Origin of the sequence: Komagataeibacter rhaeticus (assembly GCF_011611525.1) — a bacterium.
Taxonomy (GTDB): domain Bacteria; phylum Pseudomonadota; class Alphaproteobacteria; order Acetobacterales; family Acetobacteraceae; genus Komagataeibacter; species Komagataeibacter rhaeticus.
In genome coordinates, this window is record NZ_CP050139.1 from 3468001 (window position 1) to 3493356 (window position 25356).

Below are 25356 nucleotides of genomic sequence, written 5' to 3' on the forward strand. Positions count from 1 at the left end.
TGGGTGCTGTGTAACAGCGATACCTTATCCAGGCACAGCGACCTAAATCCTAACCCAAAGAAGGGCTACCACCTGCTCGTCCGGGATTGAATCAGCACCGACGACATGAATAAAACAGGAAACCATTAATTTGTATTTTATATAATATATATTATATAAAATATTAAAAATTCTATTCCTATAATAATATATAACTATATAGAATAAAATAAATACGAAATTTTTATATTTATTTTATATATTTCCCAGAATTATCTGTTTTTTTATCCATCTGCCATATTCCTGTTGCCGAAATTAAAGGTAAAAATAAGGCAGGAATCAGCTCTCTAGCAGGAAAAGCAGTCAATCATGGCCGAAAATTTTATCGATAATCCTGATACCATAAATCAGAACGGCGCAGATGAAACGATTGCTGAAGATCCTAAATTACAGCTGAACATTACCCTACAGGATTCCATAAATTCCGCTTTGTGGGAGAATAGCGTTCCCTTTTTACTAGAACTGGCAATTGATAATCAGACCGCAGAAAGCTGGCCGGAACTGGAAGTCAGCCTGACCGCGGAACCACAGGCTATCCAGCCGTATACATGGCGGCTTCAGCATATTACCGCAGGCGAATATCGGGCCCTGAAGGTGCAGGATGTTCGTCTTAATGGTCCGTGGTTGCAACAGCAGAACGAGGCATCAAATGCGGATGTCAGCTTTACCGTCACGCATGCTGGTAATAAACTGCTAAAAGAAACGCGTACAATTCGGGTGCTAGCCAAAAATGAATGGGGCGGACTATCGGGCATTCCTGATATTCTTGCTGCTTTTGTCCTGCCGAATGATCCGGCGATTTCACGTATCCTGCGTAGCGCGTCTGAAATCCTGCGGCAGGCCGGAAAAGATCATGGACTGGAAGGTTACCAGAGCAATCGTGGCAGGGTGTGGGAACAGGCCCAGGCTATCTGGTGTGTCGTTTGCGCGCTTGATATCGCCTATGTCAGCCCTCCTGCTTCCTTTATGGAAACAGGTCAGCGTGTTCGCCTGCCTTCCCAGATTGTGGAGGAACGGCTTGGTACATGCCTCGACACTGCAGTCCTGTTTGCTGCCTGCCTAGAGGCAGCAGGGCTTGATCCTATTATTGTTCTGACAAAAGGACATGCTTTTTCTGGCGTGTGGCTTTCAAAAACAGATGCTGTCACTTCAATCATGAATGACCTGCCGGCACTGCGCAACCGTCTGAAACTCGACGATATCAAGGTATTCGAAACCACGCTGGTTACGCATGCTCATAAACCAGGCTTTGCAGCCGCATGTGAGAAAGGGGAAGCGCAGCTTCGTCATGCTGACGAGGATCAGGAGGATACTTTCCGAGAAGTGATCGACATCCGACGTGCTCGGCTGAGGCGTATTCTTCCACTTTCCTTTGAAGCGGCTCAACCGTCATCAACACAGGAAAACTCTGATCAGCAAGAGGCCCCACAACCTGTTTTTGAAGCGGCTCCTACCCTGCGGGAAGAAACAGCAGAGCAGATTGAAGAACAGATTCCCGCAACCCCGGCTGACCGTATCAGTCGTTGGTGCACGCGGCTTCTCGATATGTCCGGTCGTAATAGATTGCTAAATCTACCCAAAACTGAAAAGCAGATCGTTCATATTGATTGCCCTGACCCAGCAGAGCTTGAAAATATCCTGGCTGGAATGCGTAATGGCAGGAAAAGTAAGGCTTTGCGCCTGTGTTCCTGGCCCAATGTCATGCAGGACGGACATGATCCTCGTGATGGTATTCTGCATCATGATCGTCAGCATGAAGATGCGGCTATTGCGTATGCCAGGGAAGCCCTGAAACGTCACGAACTACTCGTATCACGTACGGAAAAGGGTCTTCAGTCAACATTAACCGAGTTATATCGTCGCGCCAAAGCCGCCGAGCAGGAAGGTGGCACCAATATCCTGTATCTGACCATTGGCGCACTGGCCTGGACCCGGGACACATCCGGGACGGCAGCAGACACAAAGTGGCTGGCGCCGCTGATCCTCGTGCCGGTTGTCCTTGAACGACGAAGCATTCGGTCCGGGTTTGAACTGCGTGCCCATGCCGATGAAGGCAGGGTTAACCTTACCCTTCTGGAAATGCTGCGTAATGACTACAACCTGCATTTTCGGGAACTGGAAGGAGACAGTCTGCCAGAAGATGAGGCCGGGCTGGATGTCGGTCGCATTATTGATATCTTTCGGGCCGGCTTAAGAAAAGTCCCTGGTTGGGAAGTGCAGGATGTTGTGACCCTGACGACTCTTTCATTTGCCAAATTCCTGATGTGGAAGGACCTGCAGGATCGAAGAGACAGCCTGCGCAGCAATGAAGTTGCACGCCGTCTTCTTGACGGAACAACAGAACCGTTACCCGATACGCCAGTTCATTCAGGCTTCGCAGATACAGATGGACAGCTTGATGATACACTTGCCCGAGCGAACCTGATCTGCCCGATGGAGGCAGATTCATCCCAGCTACGTGCTGTAGCCCGTGCTGCCCGAGGGGAAAATTTTGTTCTGATCGGGCCACCGGGTACCGGCAAGAGCCAGACCATCACCAACATTATTGCCAACACGCTGGCCCAGGGCCGTACCGTGCTGTTTGTGGCAGAAAAACGTGCCGCACTGGAAGTTGTCCGTAACCGGCTTAAGCAGATCCATCTTGCAGAATTCTGTCTGGATCTGTTTTCCCCTAAAGCCAATAAAATGGCAGTTCTGGAACAGTTTCAGACGGCCCAGAATATTCTTGAGCAGTTCAATGAGGGTGATTGGCAAAGAACGCGTGATCAGATCGATCATATTCGTTCGGAACTGAATGCTTATGTTTATGATCTTCATCGTCAGTGGCGCAATGGCTGGACCGCCTATCGTGCCATAGGTGCAGTTCTGCGCGCCGACGCCATAAAAATTATTGAGATTCCTTTGTCATGGCCAACGCCTGATGCACATGACGAAGCGGCATATGCCGCTTTGAAAAAGGCTGCGGAAGACATTTCCAGTGTGCATGAACGTATTGGCGACGTCATCAGCATTCCTGAACTGGCAGGATTAGGGCAAACGGAATGGGGCCCGCAATGGGAAAAGGATTTCCTTGACGCCACACGAAGTGTCCTTTCCGCAGCTGAACATCTCATGGCAGCAGCGGAAGCAGCACGTAAGGCTCTAGGTCTTTCTTCGTCAGACCTGTCCCTGCCTACTCTCCAGCATCTTCGTAAATTGTGCGAGCAGGTCACCAGGCCTGAGGCGGCAGCATGGGCCTTTTCTGAAAATGCGGATGAAACGCGTGATGCCCTTCATGCCGAGCGGCTTCATATTGACAGGCACGGGGCACTTGAAGGTGAACTGGCCTGTGAATGGCAATCAACAGTTTTTTCTCTGCAGCTTGATGACCTGTCAAAAAAATGGAATGACGCTAAAGAGAAATCTGTTTTCCAGTTCCTAGCCAAAAACAAGGCTCAGAAAGCCGTTCGTAAGGCACTCGAAGCCCATACTGGCAGTTCACTGCCAGAAGACTGTGAAGATGAACTCAAACGTCTGATTGAAATTCAACAGATCCGGACCGGCCTTGATGCGGCTCCCCATGGTGCAACGGTGGGAACAGTCTTATGGAAAGGTCTGGAAACAGATTTTGAAGCTATTGACCGTTGTCATGCATGGGGACAGGCAACGCGTGCCGCGCTTGCTTCTTGTATATCTGATGTCACGGTACTTTTGGCAGCGCGAACCCACCTTAAGGCCCTGTTTGGAGAAGGACGCGACCTGCTTGTTGACGGAGGCGCTGTCCAGCTTGTGCTCATCCAGTTCCAGACAGCTCTCGTCACGCTGGAAAGTGACATTCAGAAACTGGCCCGATTGAGCGGGACAGGTCTTGATGCCATTGCCCAGACCGATAACCCTGCTTGGCTATCTACCCTATGCACGCGCCTGAAAGGCTGGATTGATAAATCACGTAATTTGCGGGACTGGTGTAATTGGAAGCTGACATGCCAGCGGGCCGAAGAACTCGGACTGCGGCCGCTGGTTGAAGCCGTTGAGCAGGGAATGGTGCCAGCGAACGAAACCGTTGCGATATTCGAAACGAATTATGCCCGCTGGTGGCTGGCAGGTGTAGTACAGCAATCCCCGCTTCTACGTGGGTTCGTTGCCGCAACGCACGAAAAAAGCATTGAGCGTTTTCGCACTCTTGATCGCCAACTCATGACAATGGCTTCCTACCTGACCCGTGCACGCCTGGCTGGAAATATTCCGGACGCCAGCGCACGTGAACAGGATGCCGAATATAAGGTCGTTACACGGGAAGTCGCCAAAAAAGCGCGCCACCTTCCTATTCGTCAGCTTGCGGAACGAATGCCTCATGCCTTACGTCAACTGACCCCATGCCTCATGATGAGTCCGCTCTCCGTCGCGCAATATCTTCCGCATGACGCACAGCCATTTGATCTGGTCATTTTCGACGAAGCCTCGCAGATCCCTACATGGGATGCCATTGGCGTTATCGGCCGCGGTAGCCAGGTCATTGTGGTGGGAGATCCCAAGCAACTTCCTCCTACGGATTTCTTTGCACGCGGCTCAGGTGAAAGCGATGATGCACAGGATGCAGAAACGTGTGATTTGGAATCCATTCTTGATGAATGTCGGGGGGCGGGGATCCCTTCGGTCTGGCTTAACTGGCATTATCGTAGTCGGCACGAAAGCCTGATTACCTTTTCAAACCACGCCTATTATGGTGGGCAACTGGTTACCTTTCCCTCTCCGATCACACATGATCGCGCAGTTTCATTCCGCTATGTACGTGACGGGGTTTATCAGCGAGGTGCTGCCCGTACTAATCCAGTGGAAGCCCAGGCGGTTGTTAACGCGGCGTTGGCCTATCTGCGCGATGGAACAAACCGTTCACTTGGTATAGTCACATTCAACAGCGAACAGCAGATGCTCATCACGGATCTTTTGGATCATGCCCGTGAAAGCAACCCTGATATCGAGCATTTCTTTGGTGATGAGACCGTTGAACCCGTTCTGATCCGAAATCTGGAAAATGTGCAGGGCGAAGAACGTGATGTCATGCTATTTTCGCTGACCTACGGTCTCGATCAGGTCGGCCATATGACAATGAATTTTGGTCCTCTCAATCGTGACGGTGGGGAGAGGCGCCTGAACGTGGCTGTAACGCGTGCACGTGATGCACTGGTCGTTTTCGGGTCTTTCAAGGCCGACAGTATCGATATCAAACGTACAAGTGCACAAGGTGTAATCGATCTGCGCAAGTTTTTGACATTTGCAGAACATGGCGCCACTGCTCTGGCGGGAATAGACCGTGGCTCCGTTGGTGATTTTGATAGCCTGTTTGAATATCAGGTCGCGTCATTACTACGCGATAAGGGGTGGCAGATCGTGCCGCAGGTTGGAGTTTCCAGCTTCCGTATAGATCTTGGCGTTGTTGATCCGGATCAGCCTTCAATTTTTCTGGCAGGAATAGAATGCGACGGCGCAACCTATCATCGCAGTGCCACTGCAAGAGACCGCGATCGCCTGAGACAATCTGTTCTGGAACATCTAGGCTGGGTAATCCTGAGAATTTGGTCGACAGATTGGTGGACCAACGCACCGCGTGAATGTGACCGAATACACCAGAAACTGAACGAACTTCTAACCATATCAAGGGAAAACCGCGCCAGGGAGGAGAAGGAAGCGCGCGTAATCGAGACGGTCGGCCTGCCGATCTCTGATAGCATGGAGGAATCTACATCTTCATCCCATGCTGATGACCGAAATCATGATGGCACAAACAACATAGCTCTGGAGTGTTGATTTTCACTGAGAACTGACCCGGGTTTTTCATCAGGAATTGACCCAGCCACTGGGGAATTTTCAACCAGCACATTTGGGGAGATTACAACCAGCACTCACACGCTGACCGGGAGACGGCGCAGCGTGTCGGAGAGCGGCACGGAAAGGCCGTTATTTTGGTCGTAGAGGCCGGTCTGATGTTTCGAGATAGGATTCCATTCCATCAGGCCGACAACGGCGTGTGGCTCGTTCCTAGCGTCTCTCCGGCCTATCTGGCGTTCTAGGTGAAACTCAGTCCGTCACATCTCCTCGCTTTTCATGCTTCTTGAGCAAATTTTCTCTTGCCCGGTTCTGCTGGCCTTTCAGGTCCGGAGCGAGCGCAGAGCGGGAGCGGCGTAGCCCGCCGTAGGCGTCCGGACGTGTTCGCGCCTGCTCGCGCGTACACTCCCACCGTGAAGGTTCTGCGCGTGGATATGTGGATCGCCCTTCGGGCCGCGCTCCGCCCATGGACAGCCCGTGGACAGCCCTTCGGCCTGCCCACCGCCTGCCCACAGGCTCCACGCTCGACCCACATACCCACCCGTTCAACAGACATCAGGATTCTTAAATTTTTAGGGAAAAAGAGGTCCGTTCGGGCATCGCCCCAATGCCGATCGTCCCAGCAAAACGGACCTCCCTTAGATCATAAGAAGGGACGAATTTTTTTTCTTTATTTTTCAAATACTTATTGGGGGGGGTGCCACATCCCTAGAGTGTGGGGGGTGCCACATCCCTAGAGTGTGGGGGGTGCCACATTTTCGGATGGTTTTTCTACAACGCAGTGTAGTTTTTTCACTTGTTGATGTTTATTTTAAACAATACAGTGTGAAAAAACCACACTGAAATTGCCATGCAAAAAGACCTACCTACCAATCGAAAACCTTCTCCAAATTTATGGGTTCAAGTGCCTCGTGTGACCCTTGAAGAATGGGGGTCTTTAATCGTTCGCAGTCCGGCAGCAGCTCGCCTCTTAATGCTCTTGGCGTCACGAGTAGGAGAAAATAACGCTGTAGTGGTTAGCCAACCAACGTTGGCTACTCTCCTCGGCGTCCATCAGAATACCATCGCAAAAGCCGCTAAACTTCTGGCAACCGAACGATGGCTGGAAATCCGTCGTGTTAGTGGCTCTGGCTCAACAAATGCTTATGTTTTGAATGATCGTGTGGTGTGGTCTGGCCCTCGTGACGGCCTGCGATACAGCCTATTCAGCGCAACCGTGATCGCATCCAGCGCAGAGCAACCAGACCAGAACGAACTTGGCCATCAGGAGCCAATTAGACGCCTCCCACGAGCGGATGAAATGCAAATGCCGGTTGGCCCCGGTATGCCGCCGCCCTCACAGCCATCTCTTGACGGTCTGGAACCTGACTTGCCCGCCACCAGCCGCGATGATCCTGCACAGTGAGCGCGCACAGGGCAGGCAATGGATGCAGATGGGGCTGCTCCTGTGCAAAATGCTCCTGCACGTTCGCCGAACTGACGCGCAAGCAACTCCAACGCGGCGTGCATCGGTCAACAACTGCACTCGAAGCCGACATCATAACTTTTATCGACGCACATAACGAAAATCCAAGGCCGTATCGGTGGGTCAAATCAGCCGACCAGATCCTCGCCTCGGTGAAACGCTTTTGTCACAAAACAATGAACCGAACTTCAGTTCCAGGTGACTAGGCTCAGGACTCATAGCCAGAACAAGACGGTTGCGGCGAGGCAGACTGCCGAGAAGAAGACGGTCGGGCATCTGTCATAGCGTGTTGCGACCCGTCTCCAGTCCTTGAGCCTGCCGAACATGATCTCGATACGGTGGCGTCTTTTGTATTTCCGTTTGTCGTATTTGACCGGTTTTGCACGAGATTTTCGACCAGGAATACAGGGTTTGATCCCTTTCTCCTCCAGGGCCTCTCTGAACCAGTCAGCGTCATAGCCCCGGTCTGCCAGCATCCATTCGGCTGGTGGCAGACTGTCCAGAAGGGCAGCGGCACCAGTATAATCACTGATCTGACCTGCTGTCACCGAGCGGACGTCCGTTCCGGTCGGTGACAGCATGCAGCTTCGTATTCATCCCGCCTTTGGTCCGCCCGATCAAACGGCCTGAGCCCCCTTTTTTAACCGCAGGCTCGAAGCCGTGCGATGTGCCTTGAGATAGGTCGCATCAATCATGATTGTCTGAGACTCTGCCTTGCCAGTAGCCAGTCCCTCCATCATGCGGATGAATACCCCCATAGCGCTCCAGCGCTTCCAGCGGTTGTAGAGCGTCTTGTGTGGACCGTATTCCCGGGGCGCATCACGCCAGCGCAGACCATTTCTGTTCACGAAAATGATCCCGCTCAACACACGACGATCATCAACGCGAGGTTTGCCATGGCTCTTCGGGAAAAAGGGCCGCAGACGATCCATCTGCTCCTCCGTCAACCAATACAGGTCACTCATCTTCAGTCTCCTCACAGAGGCTGAATCAGATTTCCGCAATCATATCAATGGGTCCTGAGCCTACCAAGCATGCTTTTGACGCGGAATTCAGATGAAGGTTGACGAAATACCTTCTACGGCGTGTCGTCAGTCAAGAAGGATAATGATTGAAGCGAAGCGGTTGCCCGCTGCATCGTTCTATTGCGTTTTGGCGGTATGACCGGGGTAATCCCGCGCTCTGTCGATCGGTCGATCAACCTGTCTGCATCATGCGCCCTGTCGACAAGGAAGGCATCTGGGTCCATGTTTTCCAGCATCGGTTCCGCCCGGTTGGTATCCGCATTCTTTCCCGATGTGATGTCAATCTCCACCGGGTTACTCAGGGCATCGCAAATGGCATGGATCTTTGTAGTCAATCCGCCCCAGGATCGTCCGATGGCCTGACGCGATGAGATCGTGGCCTTCCTGACACGCAAATGGAACGTAGAGCACGAATACCGCCTGATCAAGAAACTCTGGGGTTTCCGCAATAACCGCATGGCTGTCCGTTTTGCCTATGAATGGCATGATGATGCGGGTCGATGGTTCCGGTCTTACGGCAATGAACTGTGGGAATTCGATACCGCCGGGCTTATGCGCCGCCGGGTCGCATCGATCAATGACCTGCCGATAGAGGCCGGAGACCGACTGTTCCATTGGCCTGCGGGAAGACGCCCCGACGATCATCCGGGGCTGTCCGACCTTGAACTTTAATGTCCTGAAGAAATTGCTCCCGCCGAAGTTCTTTCATGATTCTGATCCTTACCATCCCTGTTCGGTGGGCAGAACGAACAGTTCTGCGACATCCATGCGGGATGGTGCGTTCAGGGCAAACAGGATTGTATCAGCGATGTCCTCGCCATCCAGATAGGTCATGGACGCCGCCAGGTCATCCATCTGCCTGCGGTAAGTGGCATCCGTAATCTGCTCGTACAGTTCCGACTTCAAGGCACCCGGTTGGATGCAGGTGACGCGGATATTGTGCTTTGGCCCGATCTCCATCCTGAGTCCATCGGAAAATGCCGCGACGGCGGCCTTGGTGGCGCAATAGACGGCTAGGCCGGTAAAGACTTTCCGGCCCGCAATCGAGGACATGTTGAAGATATGGCCCGAATGCTGTGCGATCATCTGTGGAAGAACCGCCGCCGTTGCATTGAGGACACCGGACACGTTTACGTCCACCATACGCTGCCATTCGTCCACTTTCAGGCTGTCAACGTTGGACAGGGGCATCAGGCCCGCATTGTTGACCAACACGTCAATCCTGCCGAACTGGGTGATAAGCGCATCTGCTGCAGCCTTGCATGACGTCAGATCCGTAACGTCGGTTGGAAGGGCAACGGCTTTGCCGCCTGCCCCGGTGATTTCCGTCGCCAGCGCGTCCAGACGGTCCTTGCGCCGTGCTGCCAGACCGACAATCGCCCCCTCTGTTGCAAGTTTGCGTGCTGTTGCAGCGCCTATCCCGCTGGAGGCTCCGGTAACAAGGGCGACCTTACCTCTGATACTCATGATAATCTTCACCTATTCCGTTTAAAAAAGAACGAGAAAACAGGTAAAGACCAAGGCAGATGGTTTCTGTCGTCCTCTTGCTAAAACCATTGTGATTTTGCGTTTTTGTGAGTTGGGCTGGACAATTCACGGCACGCCTGAAAGGGAAACCGGATGCCTTACCCGCATCGTTCTTCGCTGCATGCCGCCTGTTATGCCCTCGAGGACCGTATTCCGGGCCGGAAGATCGGGCAAAGCCAAGGAGGGGCATGGAAAGAGGCCGAGGCACAGATATTCCGCCGGCCGCAACACGAGGATGAAGTGCTGGTCCCGGCCGTGGCCGAGCCCTTGCTGGTCTGGATCATCTCGGGAGAAGCGCAGATCGAGGAACGAGAACTGACCGGTGAATGGACGAAAAGTGAGGTCGGATCCGGATCATTCTTCCTGACACAGACCAATGCGCCTTACCTCATGCGCTGGCAGGCCGATCCGGACCGTCCGTTTGAAGTCCTGCATCTTTATCTGGGCCTTACTCTGGTCAACCGGGCTGCCCAATCGTTGGGGCTTAATTCGTCCCGGCTCTCCATGCGCGACATTTCCGGTGTTCAGGATGCATTCATCTCTGGCGTCATGACAGGTCTGACAGCCGAGATCCAGACACCTCATTCGGCCAGTTCGCTATTTGTGAATGGACTTCTGGAAAGTCTGACCGTCCATCTTCTGCGTCATTATGCCCAGACACAGCCTTCGCCCACACCCAGACCCGCACAACTGCCAGCGTGGAAGCTGCGCAAGGCGCTGGATCATATGGACGCCCATCTCGCCGAACCGTTCGATCTCGATTTTCTGGCCGGGTTGTGCGGGATGAGCCGGTTTCATTTCAGCCGGTCATTTCACAACACCATGGGGCAAAGCCCGTCACGCTGGTTTATCCGACGGCGTGTGGAACATGCGAAAAACCTTCTATCGCAGACCAACAGGTCCATCATCGAGATTGCCCTGACCAGCGGCTATGAGAGTGCGAGCCATTTTGCACAGATGTTTCACAGGGAAACCGGCATCAGCCCACGCGACTACAGGAAGCTATGACATCATCGGAATGGATATGACTGTCAAACGGGGATGCAGCGAAAGAAGATGCCGCGCGCCAGACAAGCGGGGTAAATGACTACACCCTGATGGCCAAATCGCTGCTCCCGCCATCAACCAAAATTGTCGTCACGCCTCAGCGCGAGCGGGTTTGCAAGAGCGGGATCTGTCGCATTGGTCTTCAGCAAGCCCCTCCTCCTTTTCGCCCATTTCCCGTGTATTTCTTGCGACACATCGCGCTGTCCTTTTCCCGACGATCTGCGGGACAGAAAACGCGCCAAAGCTGGCCCGGTGACCAGAACACAGAAAAACCGGGCGACCTGCATGGCAATGACGAAAGGCATGTCCACTTTTGTGGTCGAGGCGATAATGGAGACGGAATCAGCTCCACCAGGGCTGGTTGCAAGATAAGCCGTCAGCAGATCCACATGCGCCAGCCGGGCAAGTATCAATGCAAAGCCGCCACACACTGCAATCAGCGCGAGGATGGAACCCAGCACGCGTGGAAAGACACGTCCGGCATAAGCCAGCACGTCTGGCGTAAACCGCATGCCGATGCCCCACCCGACCAGGACATAGGCCGCGACCAGCAGAAAATGCGGCTGTTCGATCGGCAGATGAGCACCAAGCCTCGCGGCCATCCCGATCCCCATGGGCACAAGCAGTCCCCCGGCCGGCACGCGCAGACGGGTTCCCACGGCGCTCCCTGCCAGTGCGATCACCAGCGCCAGTAAAGCCCCCTGCCATGAGAGGGTCTGTGCCACGACCAGCGGGGCGGACGGCGTTCCGGCTACGCGCGCAACAACAGCCGCAATGACGGCGCAGCAGGCCACGCGCAGATATTGCATGAAGGCGACGAGCCGCATATCCGCCCCGTATGATTCCGCCATCAGGGTCATGACCGTGGCCGCACCGGGTGATGAACCCCAGATCGCGGTATTGCCGGGTAGCAGGCGCGAGCGTGTCAGCAGCCAGCCGAGAAGGGCTGCCGCAGACAGGGTAGAAAACGTACCGGCAACAAAGACCGGCCAGCTGGCTGCCATTTCGTGAAAGATCGAGGCTGAAAGATAGCTGGCGATCATGACCCCGACCACGCCCTGTGCGCCGAGAAAGGCCCAGCGGGGAATACGGACCGCACTACCCCGTGTGGCCAGTACGACCGCCGCCCCCAGTGGTCCCAGCAGCGGCGCGGCCGGCAGGCGTAAGACGGCCAGAAGCATACCGAAAACCAGCGAAAGCAGCGCCAGTAAGCCCCATCGCCCGGTCAGCAGCCACGCTGATGGCCCCACCCTCACCGCTTAACCGCCAAACACGATTGTATCGGAAGGCAGCACGCGTGCGATCCGCAGGAGGATCGAGCGGATGGAGACATCATGAAGGTCTGCTGACAGGCTGGTGCAGAGATCCTCGGCAATGACGATGTGATAGCCAAGTTCCCAGCCATGCCGTGCTGTGGATTCAACCCCGAAATTCGTCGCAATACCGCCCAGCACGATCGTCCGGATGCCCCGCCTGCGAAGCTGAAGGTCCAGTTCCGTGCCTGTAAATGCCCCCCACTGATGTTTGGTGATGACGATATCGCCGGGTGCCACCAGCCCGTCAGCCAGGTGCGCCCAGTCCGCTGGCAGGCCGCCTTCCGGCGGGCTTAAGGGCTGGTCGGCCAGACCGGGTGGCGCGTCGGCAAAGTCGAGTGCAAACGCGACCCGAACCAGTACGACCGTAGCACTCTCATCCCGGAAGCGGGCAGCAAGCGATTTACCGCTCTCCAGCACCTGCGACGATGGCCGCGGGGCGGTTGGCAGGGCAAGAATGCCATTCTGCAGGTCAATGAGGACAAGGGCGGTGGTTCGCGGGTCAAATCTGTTCACGGATCGGCGCCTTCTGGGATCTGGATACATGGTCGGGTCAAACATCGACCGGCATTGGAAAATCGGTTATGCGAGGACTGTCTCGCATAAAAGAAAGTTGAGGGTGCCCTCGCATTATGTCAAGCCCGCCCCGTTCATCACCACTCGCGCCCAAGCGGCAGCGCGGACGCGACCGCGTTGAAGCGATCCTTACGGCCGCAACAACGGTCTTTGGCGAGAAGTCATACGAGGCGGCGACAATGACCGAGATCGCTGCCCGCGCCAGCACGGCAATCGGTTCGCTCTACCGTTTTTTTCCGACCAAGGACGTGCTGGCCGCCGCAGTGCTCGAACGCTACGGCGCGCGGTTACTACATGCCTTGGATGAGTTGGTCGATCGCGATCCGCCGCTGTCGCCACGTGATGCAGCAGAAGGACTGCTGGACATCATCCAGCGTCTGCGAACGGAACGCTCAGTCGTCCTTTCCCTGCTCGACAGCGGGATTACCCTACCAGATGGGACAGGAACGCTCCGCAAGGCGCTGATCGGGCGCATGAGCCAGTTATTGTCACGGCTGGGTGGTTCTCCGGGTCCACATGACGAACGGGCCGTGATGCTGCTGCATCTGGTCAAGGCGATCTTTGCCCTGCCACAGGATCATTCGGTCCCCCGCCCGGCACAGGACAAGGAAGCCGTTACGGTGCTGCGTCTCTATCTGGAACATGCGGTCGCCTCCCGCTGATCCGGGTCAGAGGTCGCTCCGTAACCTCTGAATCCGCACACAGCCGATCGATATCTTCACCAAACGCGTCATCTGGATTGAACGGGTCTGCTTTTCAAAGCATAACTGACTGTAATGAGGTAAAATCGAGCTTTTACTCCAACTGTTTCGCGAAGGTCAGAGAAACGCATCAAGCCGATGCAGCAGTTCTGCCGGTGCTTCCTCCTGCGGACTATGACCACAGTCGATCACGTATCCCCGCACGTCCACGGCTTTTTCGCGCCATGTCTCGACAACATCATATAGCGGGCCCACGGTGCCGCGTGCACCCCACAGAGCCTGTAATGGGGCCTCAATCCGCTTGTCTGCATCAGCTGCATCATGGACGAGGTCGATGCCTGCTGCATGACGCATTGCCGGGTCGGCGTAGCATCGACGATATTCGGCCATGACACGCGGATCGACCGATCCTGGTATCTTGATCTGTCCTGCAATGTGGCTTTCGAGAAAAAAGTCTGGATCCCCACTGATCAGCCTTTCAGGCAAGGGGGCAGGCTGGATCAGAAAAAACCACCTGAAATAGCGTCGGGCGAATTCCATATTGGTTCGGGCATACATCGTTGCTGTCGGTGCGATATCGATCAGCACCAGTTTTTCCACCGCTTGCGGTGCATCCAGCGCCATGCGGTGCGCCACCCGTCCGCCCCGGTCATGCCCGACAACCATGAACCGTTCAAATCCAAGCTGGTGCATGACGCCAACCAGATCAGCCGCCATGACCCGCTTGGAATAGTTGGCGTGATCCGCCCCACCTTCAGGCTTGGCGCTATCGCCATAACCCCGCAGATCTGGGGCCACGATGGTAAAACGTTTCGCCAGTGCGGGTGCCACCTTGTGCCAGGTCAGATGCATCTGCGGATGACCATGCAGCATGAGCAGCGGCGGTCCGTTTCCGCCGGTAGCCGTGCGGATCCGCACGCCATTCACCTCGATATCCCGCCAGCTAAAGCCCGGCAATAAATCGGGGAATTTCCTGATTGCGATCATGCTTTCACCTGCATTCGTCCAGTGGACACACAGCAGAAAAGCAGATTATCAGGAAACTAGTATTTCCCCTGATGAAGACCTGTTGATTATCTCCCTGCCGCGACTCACAACGGCGTCACTGGGTAGATCAGTTGGGATATCCGAGAGGGTCGATTCGCAGAGTCTGCGGAAATAGACAGGGCCATGTCACGCGTGATCACGGACGTCAGCCCCCAGTGTAACCACAACATCCAGATGAGGACTTTGGCGGGCATAGCCCACGCCACGACATTATCCCGACAGACCGTAAAACGTACATCGACGGAGCCAGCGTCTCAGCGCGCCACCCGACCAAGTGAAAGTTCTGAACACCTGTTCCAGGCTACATTCCCGCCAGAGTCCTCATGGAGTTTCTTTCAGAGGCAAAAACTGAGGACTCTGGCGGGAACATGCGACGCGCAAGGTTAATTTCTGAGATATGCCGGAAATCTGGAGCCGAAATAGATCGCAAAACGGTCCTCGAAGTGAGGACTCTAGCGGGGTTTTGTGCGCCAAAAACAGGTTCATCCGCCGAACATCAAGGAAAATCGGGCTGTTAGAAGCCTCCTAACCTGAAAATTTCTCAGTTTTGAGGACTTTGACGGGGGCCAAATTAGCGCTATCTGCAAATCGAGGACTCTGACGGGAAACTTGATGCCTTCAGAGATACCGATTCGCTACACCTCCCTTTTGCGAGGTGACCAACAGGGGACTGAGGACTGTAGCGGAAAAACTGAGGACTCTAGCGACACGTGCTTACGGAGCAAGCACGATTCGCATAAGTTATCCCGAGGACACTAACGGGACAAACTAATATTAGAATACAATTATCTTTAACTAGTATTAGATCCCGCTACAGTCCTCAGAGACATTCTGAACAAATCCGTGCATCATGGACGCAGAATCGAGCCAACATACATATGCCTAGGGGAGCCATGATGGCGGAAGTGCATGACTTGCTTCAGGAGCATGGTCGACAGCATGTACTCCAGCTGGACATGGACCGCCGTGTCGTTGATGCGGCCGCCGCATATCTGACGGACGAAGATGCCGGACTAGGTTTCATGTATAGCGGCTGGGCACAAGCACCGCTCCCACATAAAAAACAGCCCGACTCTGCACCTTGGCAGGTTCGCACCGACAGAGTTACCCTTCTCGTAGAACCAGGTCGACGAACACTTCCGAATGGGGAACTTCAATGGATTGGTGTCCCATACGGAAGTCGAGCCAGACTTATACTGCTATATCTACAAACCGAGGCTCTAAGAACCCAGAGTCGCGAAATTGAGCTCGGAAAGTCGCTTCGCGACTGGCTTAAGAAGATGAACATCTCTCCTGGCGGCAAAACGATAGCCGACGTAAGAGAGCAGGCACTCCGCATCACGCGCTGTCGTCTCACTTTCGAGGTCCAACAAGCAGGAAAGTCAGCATTAGTACAACAACTTATAGTCGACAAAGCACTGTTTACGGAAGATGGCGAGGACTCTAGCGGGGGACAACTTTTAGCGCGGACGAAGCTAAGTGAAACATTCTACGATCAGCTTCGTCGACATCCTGTTCCTATCCAGGAATCCGCAATTCGAGCGATCAGTAAACACTCGATGGCTTTAGATATATATTGCTGGCTTGCATATCGGCTGCATGTCCTCCAGAAGGACACGCCAATCACTTGGAAGGGTCTTCACGCCCAGTTCGGCGCTGGAGTAAAACGCCTAGACCATTTCCGTGATACCTTCTGCGCTCAACTCAACCTGGCACTAGCAGTATATCCAGAGGCGGCAGTCAAACTGAGTGCTGTGGGCCTAACGTTAGTTCCCTCACCTCCACCTGTTGAGCCAAAACGCACGGTAGTCGCGTTTCCTAGGTCCCGCTAAAGTCCTCACTCAACGTAGACGATGAAAACGTCTGCGTCGCATAGAGGCAAATCAGTAGACTAATTGCGGACGAACAGTCGAAGATAGCCGCATCGGGCTGAAACCTTCAAACTGTCGACGGACCCGCTATCCGTCGACAAGGTTCGGGATATTGTCGGTCTTTACATGTCGCCACCGAACCGCGCGATCGTGCTGTGCGTCGACGAGAAATCCTAGATCCAGGCGCTGGACCGCGAACAGCCCGTCCTGCCCATGGTACCGGGCGTGCCGGAACGACGTACCCATACCTATCTCCGGAACGGCACGACGTCGCTGTTTGCAGCCCTCGACACCGCAACAGATGCGGTAATCGGCAAATGCTACTAACGTCATCGTACCATGGGATTTCTCGACTTCCTGAAACGTATCGATGCCGAGATGCCTGATGACCTGGATGTTCATCTCGTGCTGGATAACTACGCCACACATAAAACGACCACGATCAAGACGTGGAGGGTTCTAAAAACCCCCTGGTTTTGAGGTCTTCTGTATGATTCTATTTCTTCTGCGTTGATTGAGGGAATGGCGATATGAAGCAGCCTGGTTTTTTTGATGTTGAAGAGCGGCTTTCCCGGTTGAGCGGGCTTGGCGATCAGCTCGAAGCGTTTTCCCGGACTGTGGATTTTGAAGCGTTCCGTCCTGATCTGGACAAGGCCCTGGCGTATTCCGATGGAAGCAAGGGCGGACGACCGCCATTTGATCCTGTGCTGATGTTCAAGATCCTGGTGATCCAGACGCTCAACAATTTGTCTGATGAGCGGACGGAATATCTGATCAACGATCGCCTCTCCTTTATGCGTTTCCTTGGGCTGGGACTTTCAGATCGGGTGCCGGATGCCAAAACGGTCTGGCTGTTTCAAAAGCGTCTGACCCAGGCGGGTGCGATCGATGGGCTGTTCAACCGCTTTGATGCGACCCTGCGCAACGCCGGGTATTTGCCGATGTCAGGCCAGATCCTGGATGCCACGCTGGTAGCGGCTCCGAAGCAGCGGAACACCAATGCAGAGAAAGCGGATCTGCGAGCAGGCCGTATTCCTGAAGACTGGCAGGACAAACCCGCAAAGCTGTCGCACAAGGATCGTCATGCGCGCTGGACACTGAAGTTCACGAAGGCGAAGCGGCAGGATGATGGAACCATGCCATCCAGCGATCTCGCCATCCCGTTCTTTGGCTATAAATCGCATGTTTCCATCGATCGGAAATACCGGTTCATCCGCAAATGGAAAACAACGCATGCCGCTGCCAGTGATGGCGCGCGATTGAGAGAGGGGCTTCTGGATAAAACCAATACGGCCTCAAGTGTCTGGGCCGACACGGCCTATCGCTCAAAAGCCAACGAAGACTTCATGGAAAAGCAGGGCTTTGTCTCCAAGGTTCATCGCAAAAAGCCGCATCTCAAGCCTATGCCCCGGCATATCCAGAAATCAAATGCTGGAAAGTCGGTCATCCGTTCGCGTGTCGAGCATGTCTTTGCCGATCAGAAGTCACAGACGGGGCTGTTTGTCCGGACTGTCGGTATCAGTCGAGCCACCATGAGGATCGGGCTCGCCAATATCGTCTACAATATGCGCCGCCTTCTCTTCCTCGAAAGATTGAACGCGAGCCCATAGCCATCCAGCGAGAGACAACTCCCAATCTGCTCAAAACGCAGACTGGACGCCATCGCAAAAACCGTCAATCAAATCGCCAAAACCCAGAAATTACCGGCCAAGCACATCAATCAAGGGTTCTTCGATCCCTCCACATCGTTCAGGCGCGCCGAGACGATAGGGAATACATGGCGGCGGCGCGTTCTCCGCCACGATCGGAACCGGCGAACAGCCAGGCTTTTCTGCCCAGGGCAATGCCGCGCAGGGCGCGTTCTGCTGCATTGTTTGAGAGGCAGATCCGGCCGTCAGTGAGGAATCGTGTGAATGTATCGGCACGTCTGAGAAAATAGTTCATGGCGTGGGCAACGGGATTTTTGGTCGACATGCGCCGGCAACACTCCCGCATCCAGTCGAACAGATCGTCGACCAGAGGGGCTATGTCTGTTTGACGGACTGCCAGCCGATGTTCTGGGGGCGTACCGTTGATGGTGCGCTCGGCTTGGAATATGGCGTCGATCCTGCCTACTGCCTCTATGGCGAGGGGCGCCTTGTCCCTCTCGGCGATTTTGAACAGCCCTCTGCGTCCGTGGGCCCAGCATCCGGCGGAGACAACCGGCGCGGGTTGGCGTCCCGGTTTCGCCAGAGTGTTATAACCCGCATAGGCATCTGACTGCAGAATGCCGGTCCAGCCGGTGAGATGGTCCGTGGGATGTTCGCCCTTGCGGTCCCGGGAATAACGGAACCAGACGGCTGGGGGCGCTGTACCTCCAAAGGGGTGATCGTCCCGCACGTAATTCCACAATCGTCCGGTGACTGTCCGGCCTTTCGCCAGAACCGGCACGTTCAGGCCAGATGATAGCTTATCGCCCTGTCCGAAAAATGGGGACCACTTCTCACTATGTGGGGCAGGAAAAGCTACGCCCATCCGCAGGGTGGGGGCCAGTCGCGTTTGCGGGGGACTGGGGCGGCCCGCCACGCCGAATGAACGGCACAAGCTTCTTCTATGCACATACAGACCAGTGGCGTTATGAGCAGTTAACACCAAGGGAGCAGCTTTCACCTCTGGCCTCGCCTGAAAAATGGCCTCAAACCGTGCTTGATTGTAACATTCAGGCTGAACGACGCGGCTGGCTGCCAAGTGCGCCACAACTTGCGGTCAATCCGTTACAGCTTGGTCAAAAAGCCGCTCAAAGTGGGCAGGATCCTGCAACATATGTGAAGGACGCTCTTGTATCCGGTTCCATCAAGCTGGCTTGTGAAGACCCCGATGCACCGGAGAACTGGCCGCGTAACATGTTTGTCTGGCGGTCAAACTTGCTAGGTGCCAGCGGCAAAGGACATGAATATTTCATGAAGCACCTGTTGGGCGCGCCTAACAATGTCATGAACGAGGATAGTGACCAGAGGCCGGATTTTGCAAAATGGCATGATAAGGCTCCAGAAGGAAAACTGGACCTTCTGACAACTATTGATTTCCGCATGAGCACAACAGCAATGTTCAGCGATGTCGTTTTGCCAACCGCAACATGGTATGAAAAATCAGACCTGAATACGTCTGACATGCACACGTTTATTCATCCGCTGCAGGCTGCTGTTGACCCGGCATGGGAAGCCCGCACGGACTGGAGCATTTTCCGTGGTTTGGCTGAGACGTTCCAACGGTTGGCAAAAGGCCAGTTGGAGAGTGAAACAGATGTTGTTCTGTCACCCTTGCAAAAAGACACACCAGCCGAGCTGGCGCAGCCTTATGGTGACGAGATCTGGCGGTCAGAGCACCCGATAGCTGGTGTACCGGGCAAGACAATGCCCCAGATTGCTATTGTGCCAAGACGTTATGATGAGGTCTATGATCGCTACATTACGTTAGGTCCGGGTTTGGAAAAGAAGGGGAACGCAGACCACGGGTTACAGTGGGATACAACAGCAGAGATACAGGAACTTAAGCAGACACATCCCTCAGTCTCAGTGAAATATCCGGAGAGGTCTTCTCTTTTTCAGGATACCGATGCCGTTGAGACGGTACTTATGCTGGCACCTGAAACAAATGGTGCAGTTTCAGCCAGAAGCTGGAAGTCTCTTTCAGACAAAACCGGGCGAGACCTTTCTCACCGTCTGGGCGGAAGAGAGGGTGACCGGATTACATTTGCAGATATCATTACACAGCCTCGGCAGGTTATAAACTCGCCGATATGGAGCGGTGTGTCGTCAACGCAGGAAGCCTACACCGCCAACTGGCTGAATGTGCACGAATATGTGCCATGGCGTACATTAACGGGTCGGCTTCAGTTTTATCAGGATCACCCTTGGCTCCGTGACTTTGGGGAAACCTTTGCCACATACAAGCCACCTATTGAAACACACTCAACGCCAGAGGCCTTAGGGGCTGCGCATGATAACGGAAACCCGGTTATCCCGCTGAATTTCCTGACCCCCCACCAAAAGTGGGGCATCCACAGCACCTATGCTGAAAACCTGATTATGTTGACACTTGGTCGTGGTGGCCCGGTTGTCTGGATTAGTGAGGATGACGCAACACGGCTCAAGATTGTCGATAATGACTGGGTAGAAGCTTTTAACTGTAACGGGACATTGGTGGCGCGTGCTGTTGTCAGCCAGCGTATTCCGTCTGGTGCAGCGTTTATGTACCATGCGGCCGAGCGCACCGCCAATGTGCCGGGTAGTGAAATTACTGGCAAGCGTGCCGGTATTCATAATTCAGTGACGCGTGTTGTCATGAAACCCACCCATATGGTGGGTGGGTATGCACATCTTTCATGGTCATTCAATTATTACGGGCCGGTTGGGTCTAATCGTGATGAATTTATTTTCTTACGTAAAATGAACGATGTGAACTGGTTTGACACCACCGAAAAAGGGAAGGGATGAAGATGATTTTGAGTAATTTTCCTGCTTCTCCCTCCATTATAGGTAAGTAACCGTGAAGATACGTGCGCAGATAGGTAAGGTTCTTAATCTCGATAAATGCATCGGGTGTCATACATGCAGTGTGACGTGCAAACAGGTCTGGACCAACCGTGACGGTGTTGAATACGCATGGTTTAACAATGTCGAAAGTAAACCCGGTGTCGGTTTTCCGCAGCAGTGGGAAAATCAGGAACTGTGGCATGGCGGCTGGCAGTTGGGAAAGGGAGAGTCACTCCGCCCTAAAATTGGTGGAAAATGGCGTATTCTTTCGAAAATTTTTGCAAACCCAAACCTGCCCCAACTTGACGATTATTATGAACCATTTGATTTTGATTACGCTGCATTGCAGAACGAAAAAAGCGAGCAGGTTGTTACGTCTGTCCGGCCGTATTCCCGTATTACCGGGCAGGTCATGGATAAAATTGAACGAGGCCCGAACTGGGAAGAGTCTCTGGGCACAGAATTTAAACATCGTTCCAAAGACTATAATTTCCGTGATGTAGAAAAAGAAATATATGGAAAGTTCGAAAATAGCTTTCTGATGTTTCTCCCGCGACTGTGTGAACACTGCCTTAACCCGACTTGTGTTGCATCATGCCCATCAGGTGCTATTTATAAAAGGGAAGAAGACGGCATTGTTCTGGTTGATCAGGAAAAATGTCGTGGGTGGCGCATGTGTGTCAGCGGTTGCCCTTACAAGAAAATTTATTACAATTGGCACACAGGAAAATCAGAAAAATGTGTGTTCTGCTACCCCCGTATAGAAAGTGGCCAGCCTACCGTCTGCTCTGAAACCTGTGTGGGGCGTATCCGCTATCTTGGCGTCATGCTGTATGATGCCGACAAAATTGAAACCGCTGCGGCTACAACAAACCCTGAAGATGCGTATGAGCAGCAGCTCGACCTTTTTCTGGACCCACACGACCCGGCAGTGGTTGAGCAGGCACGTCGGGACGGCATACCTGACGCATGGATTGACGCGGCCCAACGCTCGCCAGTGTACCGTATGATCAAGGAATGGAAAATCGCCTTTCCGCTCCATCCTGAATACCGCACCCTGCCTATGGTTTGGTACATCCCGCCCTTGTCGCCCATTCAGGAAGCAGCTTCTGCTGGTAGTCTGGAAACCCTGAATGGTATTCCAGATATCAACAGCCTACGTATACCGGTCCAATATCTGGCTAATATGCTCACTGCGGGGGATGAAGCGCCCGTCAAAGCGGCTCTTAACCGGCTGCTGGCGCTCCGGGCCTATATGCGCCGTTTCCAGATTGAGAATGTACGTGACGCCTCTCTCTTGCAGGGGGCAGGGCTGTCAGAGCAGCAAATTCAGGACATGTACCGTCTTCTGGCTATTGCGAATTATGAAGATCGCTTCGTTGTGCCAACCGCGCATAAAGAAGATGCAGAAGACCCTTACCATCAGCGCGGCATCGCGGGTTTTCATTTTAACCAGAGCACAACCTCCGGGAAAAGCCGCTTCAGCCTATGGGGGCAGCAGGGTGTAAGACCGGAAATTCGTCGTCATACGGTGAAAGGGGGATAACAATGTCTCAGTCTCTGTCATTCCTCTGTCAGTTAAGCGCTATTTTTCTTCGGTACCCTGATGAACTTATAAAGCAGGAAAGTGTAGAATTAGGCACGCTGATTTCGCTTTCCAATCTCTCTATAGAACAGAAAAAAGCTTTCGAAGAAATCAGGATTTTTCTTGAAAAAACACCACTTCTGGATGCGCAAAGCCAGTATGTGCAGCTTTTCGATATGTCCCCCTCCTTATCGCTCTACCTTTTCCAGCATGTGCATGGGGATTCCCGTATGCGCGGGCAGGCAATGGTGGATCTGTTAGAGGAATATCGTTCTGCCGGTCTGGATTTGCAGGGGAACGAGTTACCAGACTTTCTTCCCGCCTATCTAGAGTATGCGTCTGTGTGTGACCCTCAGAAAACACAGGAGCTTCTGACAGAAATAGTGGATATTCTTGCAGTTCTGAACAGAAGACTTCAAGAAAGGCGGTCTATATATTCTGGTATTTTCCAAATTTTACAGGAAGAATCCACACGTCTTCCTGACAAAGAAGTTGTGCACGCGCATTTAAGAGACACAGCCGTGATGGATGATCCCGCAACCCTTGATATGCGGTATGAAGAAAAACCTGTCACGTTCGATCATGCCTCCTCACCTGCGGCATGTAGCGCAGCGTGTACTGGCTATTCAGGCAAGGATCATGTGGAGGCAAGAGCATGAACTGGGTCGAGTACTTTCTGTTCCAAATCTATCCGTATCTATGTTTGTCGGTCTTTGTCATCGGGTGTTGGGCGCGGTTCGATAGAAGCCAGTTTTCATGGCGCGCTGAGTCGAGTGAGTTCCTTGAAAGAAAAACCCTGAAGTGGGCCAGTAATAGCTTCCACGTTGGTGTGCTGGGGTTGATGATGGGCCATGCTGCGGGGCTTCTGACCCCGCCCCAACTGACTGAGATGCTGGGCCTGAGTGCTCACGCCCACCAGTTGCTGGCTGTCGGTGCCGGAAGTGTGTTTGCAGTGTTCGCTGCTGTTGGTGGCGCAGGGCTTATTTACCGCCGTGTCTTTAACAAGCGCGTCAAGGTCACCAGCCGCCCAACTGACCTATTCATTCTTCTGTTTGTCTATGCGCAACTCTGGCTCGGAATTCTTGGGTTGCCACACTCCATGATGCATTCAGACGGACACACAATGGAAATATTAGGGGAATGGTGCCGGGGTGTTCTGACATTCCGGTCAGGCCTGCCAAATCTGCTCACCACTATCCCGTGGGTTTACAAGCTACATCTGGTAACCGGCATGACGTTGTTTCTGCTAACGCCGTTTACCCGGTTGGTGCATGTTATCTCTGCTCCTATCTGGTACGTTTTTCGGCCGGGGTGGCAGATTGTCCGCCAAAACCACCATGTCGCTAATGATGAGACGTGAGCCCTGAACATGATGAGTTCTCCCAATCAAACCGGTCACACAATTTTTGTAAATGACACCGCCATTTCATTGGAGGATGTTCAGGCAGAAATGCCGCACCACAAAACAGCGTCTCTTCAGGCGCAACGGAATGATGCCGCAAGAGCGCTGGTGGTAAAAACACTCCTGCTTGATGAAGCCCGGAAAAAGCTCGACACTAAGAGCGGAGACAGTTTGACCGATGAAGCGCTCATTCAGGCTTTGCTAGAGCGGGAGGTCGAGGTGCCAACACCAACGGATGATGAGCTTGAGCGCTGGAGTGCGTCCAATATTGCCCATATGCAGGCTGGTCCCGCCATGCATGTGCGGCATATTTTGGTATATGCAGACAAATCTATGCCGGGTTCAGTGGAAACAGCGCAAAAAAGAGCGCAAGAGTTTCTGGACCACCTGAAAAATAACGCCATAGATTTTGAACAAGTAGCAGCACGTTATTCAGAATGTCCTTCCTCCAGTAGAGGGGGGGATTTAGGCATAATGCAAGAGCAAGATCTTTTGCCAGAGTTCAGGAAAGCCCTTCAAACTGTCCAAGAAGGTGAATTCTATGATGGTCTGATAGAAACACGATATGGCGTGCATATTGTGCAACTTTTAAAAAAGTTTTCCGCTGAGCTAAAGGTCGAAGCGTTAAATAAAGAAGAAAAACAGCGTATTCGGATTTTCCTTGAAGATAGTAGTTGGAAGCAGGGCGTGCAGAACTACATTGCCATGCTTGCCTCTAAAGCGCGAATTAAAGGGTTTGACGTGTTTTCTGGCACAACAGCGCAGGCATCCAGCACCGGTTGGCCGGATGGAGGAAACTGCACAGGGAAAAAACCTTCCTGACTGTATAACAATACTTTCTATCTTACGGCTAAAAAATCTGAGGGCTTTTATGGTTTTGGAAATAATTTTTAAAACATTTGCCGTTCTGGTCTCTACAGGGGTCATGGGGGCATTAGTGTGAGTGCTGGTTGTAATCTCCCCAAATGTGCTGGTTGAAAATTCCCCAGTTTGAGGACTGTGCGTGATCGTCATGGGGGCATGCCCCCATGACGATCACGCGGCACATTTATCCCTGCTGATGCCAAAGGAAGGGCGAGCAGGTGATAGGACTCAGGGAGGTCGTTTTGATCCAGGAACTCAAAAGACAGGGGCTCAGCATCAGCGCCATCGCGCGCCAGACAGGGCTCGATCGCAAGACAGTGAAGAAGTATCTGGCCAATGCGCTGGATCGTGGAGCGCAGCTTTGCATGGCTCGGACGCTGCCGTCGCCTCACGAAGGATGTCGAGGCAACAATCTCTTCATCCCACGCGTGGTTGATGATTGCCCATATCCGCAGAGTTCTGCGAAAAATCAATCAAACCGCTTTCTGATTCAGGCTCTCATAGGGGTTAATGGACAGGACGATTTCGCGATGAAACGCCTCCATTCGTTGAGTATACGCGACCTGCATATCCTG

17 protein-coding genes and 7 pseudogenes are annotated in these 25356 nt (G+C 53.4%); 17 read left to right on the forward strand and 7 right to left on the reverse strand.

The window, feature by feature from the left end:
• Positions 1-348: 348 nt before the first annotated feature.
• The 4 genes and pseudogenes from GWK63_RS16065 to GWK63_RS16075 all read left to right on the forward strand — a co-directional run.
• The gene (locus GWK63_RS16065) at positions 349-5826 is read left to right on the forward strand and encodes a DUF4011 domain-containing protein (protein ID WP_112209739.1); all 5478 of its coding nucleotides are present in this window, start codon (positions 349-351) and stop codon (positions 5824-5826) included.
• Positions 5827-5981: 155 nt separating this feature from the next.
• Positions 5982-6089, forward strand: coding sequence for a hypothetical protein (locus GWK63_RS17485; protein ID WP_338034125.1), 108 nt, complete (start codon positions 5982-5984; stop codon positions 6087-6089).
• A 728-nt stretch (positions 6090-6817) separates the two neighbouring features.
• The gene (locus GWK63_RS16070; protein ID WP_240919171.1) at positions 6818-7249 is read left to right on the forward strand and encodes a helix-turn-helix domain-containing protein; all 432 of its coding nucleotides are present in this window, start codon (positions 6818-6820) and stop codon (positions 7247-7249) included.
• A gap of 62 nt (positions 7250-7311) precedes the next feature.
• Positions 7312-7515 (forward strand): annotated as a pseudogene (locus GWK63_RS16075) (IS630 family transposase); the annotation flags it as partial.
• A 9-nt stretch (positions 7516-7524) separates the two neighbouring features.
• On the opposite strand, the pseudogene GWK63_RS16080 reads toward GWK63_RS16075, so the two are convergent.
• Both GWK63_RS16080 and GWK63_RS17580 read right to left on the reverse strand, forming a co-directional pair.
• Positions 7525-8274: pseudogene (locus GWK63_RS16080) on the reverse strand (IS5 family transposase).
• Positions 8275-8387: 113 nt separating this feature from the next.
• The gene (locus tag GWK63_RS17580) at positions 8388-8792 is read right to left on the reverse strand and encodes a transposase (protein WP_082084931.1); all 405 of its coding nucleotides are present in this window, start codon (positions 8790-8792) and stop codon (positions 8388-8390) included.
• Between GWK63_RS17580 and GWK63_RS16090 the strand changes: the two are divergent.
• Positions 8698-9006, forward strand: a pseudogene (locus GWK63_RS16090) (DUF1348 family protein); the annotation flags it as partial. The gene GWK63_RS17580 and the pseudogene GWK63_RS16090 overlap by 95 nt on opposite strands.
• A 48-nt stretch (positions 9007-9054) precedes the next feature.
• On the opposite strand, the gene GWK63_RS16095 reads toward GWK63_RS16090, so the two are convergent.
• Positions 9055-9813, reverse strand: coding sequence for an SDR family oxidoreductase (locus GWK63_RS16095; RefSeq protein WP_007400709.1), 759 nt, complete (start codon positions 9811-9813; stop codon positions 9055-9057).
• A 141-nt stretch (positions 9814-9954) separates the two neighbouring features.
• On the opposite strand from GWK63_RS16095, the gene GWK63_RS16100 reads away from it, so the two are divergent.
• Positions 9955-10869 carry a helix-turn-helix domain-containing protein gene (locus GWK63_RS16100; RefSeq protein WP_007400708.1) on the forward strand — a complete coding sequence of 305 codons (915 nt, stop codon included), beginning with the start codon at positions 9955-9957 and terminating at the stop codon, positions 10867-10869.
• Positions 10870-10982: 113 nt separating this feature from the next.
• Here GWK63_RS16100 and GWK63_RS16105 read toward each other — a convergent pair whose 3' ends face one another.
• Together GWK63_RS16105 and GWK63_RS16110 are read right to left on the reverse strand one after the other, a co-directional pair.
• Positions 10983-12164, reverse strand: a complete 1182-nt coding sequence (locus tag GWK63_RS16105) for an AbrB family transcriptional regulator (RefSeq protein WP_223846585.1) — start codon at positions 12162-12164, stop codon at positions 10983-10985.
• 3 nt (positions 12165-12167) lie between these two features.
• The gene (locus tag GWK63_RS16110) at positions 12168-12737 is read right to left on the reverse strand and encodes a hydrolase (RefSeq protein WP_007400706.1); all 570 of its coding nucleotides are present in this window, start codon (positions 12735-12737) and stop codon (positions 12168-12170) included.
• A 239-nt stretch (positions 12738-12976) separates the two neighbouring features.
• Here GWK63_RS16110 and GWK63_RS16115 point away from each other — a divergent pair, with 239 nt between their 5' ends.
• Positions 12977-13459, forward strand: a complete 483-nt coding sequence (locus GWK63_RS16115; RefSeq protein WP_240471339.1) for a TetR/AcrR family transcriptional regulator — start codon at positions 12977-12979, stop codon at positions 13457-13459.
• 156 nt (positions 13460-13615) lie between these two features.
• On the opposite strand, the gene GWK63_RS16120 is transcribed toward GWK63_RS16115, so the two are convergent.
• Positions 13616-14485 carry an alpha/beta fold hydrolase gene (locus tag GWK63_RS16120; protein WP_034928747.1) on the reverse strand — a complete coding sequence of 290 codons (870 nt, stop codon included), beginning with the start codon at positions 14483-14485 and terminating at the stop codon, positions 13616-13618.
• Between the two features lie 953 nt (positions 14486-15438).
• Between GWK63_RS16120 and GWK63_RS16125 the strand changes: the two genes are divergently transcribed.
• From GWK63_RS16125 to GWK63_RS16135, 3 genes and pseudogenes are all read left to right on the forward strand, one after another.
• On the forward strand, positions 15439-16377 hold the full coding sequence (locus GWK63_RS16125) for a replication protein RepA (protein ID WP_082084927.1): 939 nt from the start codon (positions 15439-15441) through the stop codon (positions 16375-16377).
• Positions 16378-16464: 87 nt separating this feature from the next.
• Positions 16465-16869 (forward strand): annotated as a pseudogene (locus GWK63_RS16130) (IS630 family transposase); the annotation flags it as partial.
• A gap of 77 nt (positions 16870-16946) precedes the next feature.
• A complete protein-coding gene (locus GWK63_RS16135; RefSeq protein WP_166498173.1) occupies positions 16947-18026 on the forward strand; it encodes an IS5 family transposase in 1080 nt (359 codons plus the stop codon).
• Between the two features lie 128 nt (positions 18027-18154).
• Here the strand turns inward: GWK63_RS16135 and tnpC are convergent.
• Positions 18155-18846, reverse strand: a pseudogene (gene tnpC / locus GWK63_RS16140) (IS66 family transposase); the annotation flags it as partial.
• Positions 18847-18986: 140 nt separating this feature from the next.
• Here tnpC and GWK63_RS16145 point away from each other — a divergent pair.
• The 7 genes and pseudogenes from GWK63_RS16145 to GWK63_RS16175 form a co-directional block, all read left to right on the forward strand.
• Complete coding sequence (locus GWK63_RS16145; RefSeq protein WP_338034126.1) at positions 18987-20891, forward strand: molybdopterin-dependent oxidoreductase; 1905 nt, start codon at positions 18987-18989, stop codon at positions 20889-20891.
• 52 nt (positions 20892-20943) lie between these two features.
• Entirely contained in the window at positions 20944-22476 is a 1533-nt protein-coding gene (narH, locus tag GWK63_RS16150; RefSeq protein ID WP_035366585.1) for a nitrate reductase subunit beta, read from the forward strand.
• 2 nt (positions 22477-22478) lie between these two features.
• Positions 22479-23174 carry a nitrate reductase molybdenum cofactor assembly chaperone gene (gene narJ, locus GWK63_RS16155; protein WP_007396165.1) on the forward strand — a complete coding sequence of 232 codons (696 nt, stop codon included), beginning with the start codon at positions 22479-22481 and terminating at the stop codon, positions 23172-23174.
• A complete protein-coding gene (gene narI, locus GWK63_RS16160) occupies positions 23171-23875 on the forward strand; it encodes a respiratory nitrate reductase subunit gamma (RefSeq protein ID WP_034927377.1) in 705 nt (234 codons plus the stop codon). Before narJ ends, narI begins: the two co-directional genes overlap by 4 nt.
• Positions 23876-23884: 9 nt before the next feature.
• Positions 23885-24739 (forward strand): peptidylprolyl isomerase, encoded by an 855-nt coding sequence (locus tag GWK63_RS16165; RefSeq protein WP_034927381.1) that lies wholly within the window; start codon positions 23885-23887, stop codon positions 24737-24739.
• Positions 24740-24999: 260 nt separating this feature from the next.
• A pseudogene (locus GWK63_RS16170) lies at positions 25000-25137 on the forward strand (helix-turn-helix domain-containing protein); the annotation flags it as partial.
• Positions 25109-25270 (forward strand): annotated as a pseudogene (locus GWK63_RS16175) (transposase); the annotation flags it as partial. The pseudogenes GWK63_RS16170 and GWK63_RS16175, both read left to right, overlap by 29 nt.
• Between the last annotated feature and the right edge of the window lie 86 nt (positions 25271-25356).